Annotated in this window: 6 protein-coding genes; all 6 read right to left on the minus strand. The window is 71.0% G+C overall.

From position 1 onward, the window contains the following. Positions 1-206: DUF6238 family protein (locus ACFXOA_RS32060; RefSeq protein WP_385035657.1), on the minus strand; the 206-nt coding region annotated here is incomplete at its 3' end. Positions 207-230: 24 nt separating this feature from the next. Further along, the gene (locus ACFXOA_RS32065) at positions 231-1,697 is read right to left on the minus strand and encodes an SCO6880 family protein (protein WP_385035667.1); all 1,467 of its coding nucleotides are present in this window, start codon (positions 1,695-1,697) and stop codon (positions 231-233) included. 132 nt (positions 1,698-1,829) lie between these two features. Continuing rightward, entirely contained in the window at positions 1,830-3,239 is a 1,410-nt protein-coding gene (locus ACFXOA_RS32070) for an ATP-binding protein (protein WP_385035669.1), read from the minus strand. A 28-nt stretch (positions 3,240-3,267) separates the two neighbouring features. Next, complete coding sequence (locus ACFXOA_RS32075; RefSeq protein WP_385035671.1) at positions 3,268-3,948, minus strand: hypothetical protein; 681 nt, start codon at positions 3,946-3,948, stop codon at positions 3,268-3,270. Then, a complete protein-coding gene (locus ACFXOA_RS32080) occupies positions 3,948-4,256 on the minus strand; it encodes a DUF6112 family protein (RefSeq protein ID WP_011029048.1) in 309 nt (102 codons plus the stop codon). Before ACFXOA_RS32080 ends, ACFXOA_RS32075 begins: the two co-directional genes overlap by 1 nt. A gap of 77 nt (positions 4,257-4,333) precedes the next feature. Then, positions 4,334-5,476 (minus strand): C40 family peptidase, encoded by a 1,143-nt coding sequence (locus tag ACFXOA_RS32085; protein ID WP_385035673.1) that lies wholly within the window; start codon positions 5,474-5,476, stop codon positions 4,334-4,336. Positions 5,477-5,926 lie beyond the last annotated feature (450 nt).

A 5,926-nucleotide genomic window follows, 5' to 3' on the forward strand; every position in this document is an offset into this window, starting at 1 on the left:
CCCTCGACCGCGACGAGCTGCCCGGTGCGACCGGTGTGGGCGTCGAGCAGCCCGTACAGCGAGACGAGGTGGGCGTGCAGGGCGTCCAGCTCGGCGCGGGTGGTGACCAGCGGGCCGCCCGGGATGTTGAGCGCCCGGTGGAAGTCGAGCGCGGCGGTGGCGAAGGGCACGAAGTCCTGCGCGGTCGGGCTGGCGGTGCGGGACATGGGGTGCTCTTTCGAAAGGAAGGGTCAGGCAGCGAGCGCGAGCGGTAGGGCGGCGGCGGTGAATGCCTCGGCCTGCTGCCAGGTCAGCGGCCTCAGATCGAGCTGGGCGCCGACAGCGGCGGTCTCCACGACGGCGCAGGCGGTGCGCAGCTCGTCCTCGGTGTCGGCCGAGACGGTCAGCAGACCGGTCAGGGCGACGTCTGCGTGCCCGGCGATGAGCTGGCGTTCGCGGGACTTGATGTCCTGGTACTCGATCGAGTCGGCCTCGGAGTCGACCTGGCCGCGCCGGGCCCGTTCGGCGGCGTCGGCGATCACGCTGGACTTCTTGCGCTGCACGTCGCGCAGGGCGGCGTCGAGGTTCTTCGGCTCGTAGGAGAGCGACAGCGTGCGCCGCACGCCGCCGGTGAAGAGGAGCTGGTGCAGGAAGCCAGCGCTGGTCTCGGTGCGCGGCCAGTTCTCCACCCAGTAGGTGGCGTGCAGGGCGGAGTCGGTGGCGATGTGGTCCGCCTTCTCGACGACCACGACGGGTCCGGCGGCGGCGGGCTCGGCCTCGGGACGACCGGCCGTGGACCAGCGGTCGAGTGTCGCCAGCGCCTTCGGGTCGTAGGAAGTGCGCACCACGGCGGCGATCTCGCGGGCGGTGAGCCAGCCCGTCGGGGTGAGACCGGCGGTCCGCGCCGCCTGGTCGAACGTGGAGGTGAGCTGGGCGAGGACGCTGAAGGCACCGGTGAGACCGCCGCCGGCCTGGTTGATCAGCCGGCGGGCCGCCTTGGTGTCCAGGGACACCGCGACGTACGCCTCGTGCGGGGCGGCTGCGGGACCGGCGCTCTGGATCAGCTCGTTGTAGATCGCGCCGGCCATCGGGGTGTCGGGGCGGCCGTGGGTTTCCCAGTAGCGGCGCAGCGCGTCGCCGGAGTCGGGGATGGTGCGCTCGATTACCTGGATGCGGGCGATCTGCCCGGTACGGGCGAGAGCTGCTAGCGCGCGTCCCCAGCCGCCGACGTTGGCCTGCTGGGTGCCGGGGTCGAGCAGGGCGTAGGCGCGGGAGGAGACCTTGACCACCGCGGTCAGCGTTCCGGTGTGCGGGTTGTGGACGGCGCCGTACGTGCCGTCGGGAGCAGTGGTCACGCGCAGGCTGGCAGCGGTGCCGGGAAGGTGGAGGAGTCCCTCGCGGGTCGGCCGGCGGGAGGGCCGGGTGAGCCAGACGAGCTGGCCTCGCATCCGGCGCAGCGCGTACCGGACGACGATCGGGGCCCAGTCCGCCAGAGCACGGCCTCGGTGGCGGACGAAGACGAGCAGGGCGATCACGGCCCACAGCGGGATGAGCTGGAGGGCGCCGACCACACCGCGGGCGAGGATCACGGCGAGAAGGAGAAGGCCGGTGAGCCCGGCGACGACCAACTGCGGGACGGACAGGCCGAGCAGGACGCCGCGCCTGCTGCGGTGCGGGAACTTCACGGTGGGCGTGGAGGACTGGTGCTTGCCGGACATGGTGGTTCCAGACGGTGGGAGCGGGCAGAGGACGGGGCGCGCGGCGCTCTTCTGGACGTCATGGCGAAACCTTCCTGCTGGTGGGGAGGCGGGGGCGGGCCGTGGAGTGCGGCCCGCCCCCGGGGATGTGGGTCAGGAACCCGACAGCGGCCGGGTGGGATACACCCAGTTCGTCGGCGTCGCGGAGCCGGTGGCCGACGGTCCCAACGCGGACGCCGGAGTGCCCGAGGCCGAAGGTCCGGGGTCGGCCGGCGGCATGGAGGTCATGTCGCCGCCCGGAGCCGATGCGACTGCGAGGTGACCGGAGCCAACCACAACGCCTTGGGCAGCCGATTCGGACCCTTCCGGTTCGTCCTCGCCAGGACGGGTGATCAGTGGCGGGATCCCGGGGCGCTGGATCAGAGCCCGGCCCTTGTCGCCGCTCGCGTCCGGGTCTTCGCCGTACCGGAAGCGGGTCTGCTGCTTGGGCGGCCCGGCGTCGATGCCCTCCTTGCTGAGGGTGCCGCCGGAGGGGTCGATGCCGGAGGCGACGCCATCGGTGCCCGCGCCCGGAACCTGGTTCGGACCCTGCGGAGCGGGGGCGCCGGTACCGGCCCGCATCGCGAGGCTGCCTGCGGTCTTCGCGGCTCCGGCAGCAACCGCCATGCCGGCGACACCGGTGCGGTGCATGTCGTCGTGGCCGCCGCCGTCGCTGGCCCAGTGGACGAACTTGTACGTCGCATACGGGCAGAGCAACACCAACACCATCACGACGACGCCGGCCATCGCGTCGGACAGGGCCGCCATTCCGTCGCTGGCGTCCGTCTTGCCCATGGCGGAGACGCCGATCAGGAAGACCACGGTCATCAACAGCTTGGAGACGATCAGGGTGCCGGTGGCCTCGATCCAGCCGCGCCGCCACCGTTTGGCGACCTCCCAGCCGCCGCCCGCCCCGGCGAACACCGCGAGCGCGACCATGATCAGGACACCGACCTTGCGGGCCACCATCACGCCCCAGTAGAGGAAGGCACCGATCGCGCACCCGAAGGCCACCAGCGCGGGCACACCCCAGCCGAGGCCGTACATGGCCCCCATCTGATCAACCTTGATCACACGACGGATCGCGTCGTCGATCGAGGTGTTGGCGGCTTTGAAGAGGCCGTCGGACAGCGCGTCCACCACGGTGATGGCGACGGTCGTGAAAGCGATGGCGGAGAAGCTGAACAGGACTCCGGTCATGGTGCCGAACGCCGCCTTGGCGAGGGCACGTTCGTCGCGGCGCCAGGCCGCGGTCATGAGCTGGATGCAGAAGATGCCGACGGTCAGGGCGAGGCCGATGGGCAGCAGCAGCTCGTAGTTGTCGCGGAACCACCCGGCGTTGAGATCGATGGCCGTCGTCTTGTTGACAGCCTTGGCGGCCAGGTCGGCCGCGCTGGCCGCCAGCTCGCCCGCCGACTTCGCGATCCACGCGCCGAGACCGTCGGTGACGGTGCCAGCTGGGTTGGTGGCGAAGTCGACAGCGCCGCACACCTTGTCCATCAGCGGGAAGTCGCAGACTCCCATGGGTCGTACCTCCGTTCCGGGGCGAGGGTCAGGGCGCGACGGACGGCATGACGCCGACCAGGGCGCAAGGGTGGTTGGGCCGGCACTGGACCGCGAGGGTGGTGGACCGGCTCTCCGCACCGCCGGCGAACGAGCCCTTCCAGCGAATCGACTGCTTGCCGGAGACCGTGACGGCGTAGACGTACGCCTGGGTGATCGCCCCGGGGTCGTCCTGGAGGGCCTGGGTGAAGGCGTGCGGGAAGTGCCCCTCGTTGATCTTGGCGGTGGCGACCTGCTTGTTGGCCGCCATCTCCTTCCACAGCACGGCCGAGGGGACCGCCTGGTCGACGGAGGCCGGGTCGGCGTACTTCGACTCCGTGGTCAGCCAGCCGCGCAGCGCCTTGCGCAGCTCGGGCTGCGCGTACGCGCGAGTGTCGTACGACCACAGCGCTGCGGCGGCGGCCTTCCCGTACGTGATCGGGTCGTGGGTTTTCGGCGGAACGGGCAGAGCGCGGGGCCGGGTGTGCGGCCCGGACGGCGCCACGGGCGACGAGGACGCCGTGGGCGAACTCGGCGGTGGGGAAACGGCATCGGAGGGGCTTCGGCCCTCGCGGGTGAGGTAAGCGGCCAGGCCGGCGAGGGCGACGAGCACCGCCAGGACGGCAGTGCCGAGCAGCGCCCGGCGGCGCACGCGAGATGCGCCGCGGGGGTGGGTGGAGTGGTGAGCCATCAGTGGACCTGCGTCCCGAGCGTCGAGAAGAACGCCACTACACCGTTGGCCGCACCGAGAAGAAGGGCCGCGCCCGCGCTGACCAGCACGCCCTTCTTCCCGTTCGCCTCGGCCTGGTGACCACCGGAGTGGTGACCCCAGGCCCACACGCCTGCACTGACGGCGAGCGCTCCGACCACGGCGATGAGCCCGAACAAGTTGATCGAGCCCATCACCTGCTTGAGGACGTTGAGCCCTGGGAGCCCGCCCTCGTTGGGCTTGATTCCCGGGTCGTAGGCGAGCTGTATGACCTGTTCAGCGAGATACATGGGAACTCCAGTTCGAATAAGCCCGGTGGGGCGAACCAGCGGTGCGAGGGGAGGTGAGGAGGGGGGAGGAGCGCCGGTCAGACGACTCGGCGGGCCGCGAGAATCCGCGATTTCCAGGACGCGACGGTGGTGATCCGTACGACGTCACCGGTGTGCGGGGCGTGGACGATCAGGCCCTGCCCGATCGCCATCCCGACGTGTTCCGGTACGGCGGCCGTCCCCTCGGTGAAGAGGAGGTCGCCCGGCTTGAGGGCATCGACCGAGACGGCCTTGCCGTCCTTGACCTGCGTGTACGTGGTCCGCGTCAGGGTGACCCCGGCGGCCTTGTACGCGCCCTGCATCAGGGAGGAGCAGTCGCAGCGGCCCATCGGGTTCTTGCCGTGGGAGTCGGTGCACGTGCCGCCCCACTGATACGGGGTGCCGAGCTGGCCGAGCGCCCACCGGATCGCCGTCTGTACCTTCGGCGGCGCGGAGGCGGGGATCTTGTACTCCTTCGGCAGTGCACCCGCTGGGATGGTGCCGAAGTCCGTCCCGTCGCCGTCCGCCGCACAACCCCCCGCGGAATCGGGAGAGGGGCTGGTGTCGGCAGAGCCGGACGGCGATGGGCTCGGCGATGCGCCGCCGGCCGTCTGCAGCAGGGGCTCGATGGCCTTCTGCAGGGCGGTGGCCAGCGGCTCCCATTTGGCGTACGCCTCCGGGAAGCCCGACTTCTGTACCGCCTGGGCGGCCTGGGTGACAGAGAGGGACTGCCAGCCGGAGACCTTCTTGAGCCCCTCGTAGAACTTCGTCGAGGCGTGCACCGGGTCGAGGATCTGGCTGGCCGTACCCCAGCCCATCGACGGCCGCTGCTGGAAGAGGCCCAGCGAATCGCGGTCGCCGTAGGTCAGGTTCCGCAGGCCGCTCTCCTGCAGCGCGGTCGCCAGGGCGACGACCTGCCCTCGGGCGGGGATGTTCATCGCGATGCCCGTGGCCTGGATCGTCTTGGCGTTGGGCACTTGGTCGGCTGGCGCGTCCAGCCCTGGCACGGAGACCGAGCCCTTGTCGCCGCCGTCCAGGATGGCCTTCACCTGCTTGGCGACGGCGGAGGCGTCCACACCCTGTGCACCGTCGGTCGAGCACGAAGCCGAGGCGGTCCCGGCCCCTATGCCAAGGATCGGCAGTGCCAGCAGGAGCGGTCCGGTGGCGCACAGACCGACGAGGGCTCCCGTCGTCTTCTTCACGGCTGCCGCCGTTCAGCGCGACGGCGGTGCGGACCGGTCGAGGGAGGTGGGTCGGGGCGCGGGTGTGTCAGGGCATGCTGCATCGCAGCGGCTCCTCGGTGTTCGAAGGAGGCGCGGTGCCGACTTCTCGTGCAAAGCCGTCGGCACCGCGCCGATGTGCATCCGCCTCTCGGCGGGCCCGGGTCAGAGGAGTTGGTAGCTCCAGGACGCCGGTTTCAGGTCACGCGCGGCAGCCAGCCGCGCTCGTAATCTCAGGCAGTGCACAGGGGCCTCCTCACGGCGCTCGCGGGCAGATGGGCAACATGCCTCCGACGCTGCTCGATTGGACGAGACAGCACGGATAAGCACAGCTCAGCGGGGGTGGAGCAGCGCTCCTTCCCGGTGGCACGGCGAGACAGTAGACCGGGATTCCGGCCGCGCCAAACGACTGCCATCCAGGGGCCCGAAGCA

This window comes from Streptomyces sp. NPDC059166, from assembly GCF_042755185.1.
Taxonomy (GTDB): Bacteria; Actinomycetota; Actinomycetes; order Streptomycetales; family Streptomycetaceae; genus Streptomyces.

Bases quoted from the DNA above. Each gene is read 5' to 3' on its own strand.
- ACFXOA_RS32065 (WP_385035667.1), bottom strand. From the start codon at position 1,697: ATGTCCGGCAAGCACCAGTCCTCCACGCCCACCGTGAAGTTCCCGCAC.
- ACFXOA_RS32070 (WP_385035669.1), bottom strand. From the start codon at position 3,239: ATGGGAGTCTGCGACTTCCCGCTGATGGACAAGGTGTGCGGCGCTGTC.
- ACFXOA_RS32080 (WP_011029048.1), bottom strand. From the start codon at position 4,256: ATGTATCTCGCTGAACAGGTCATACAGCTCGCCTACGACCCGGGAATC.
- ACFXOA_RS32075 (WP_385035671.1), bottom strand. From the start codon at position 3,948: ATGGCTCACCACTCCACCCACCCCCGCGGCGCATCTCGCGTGCGCCGC.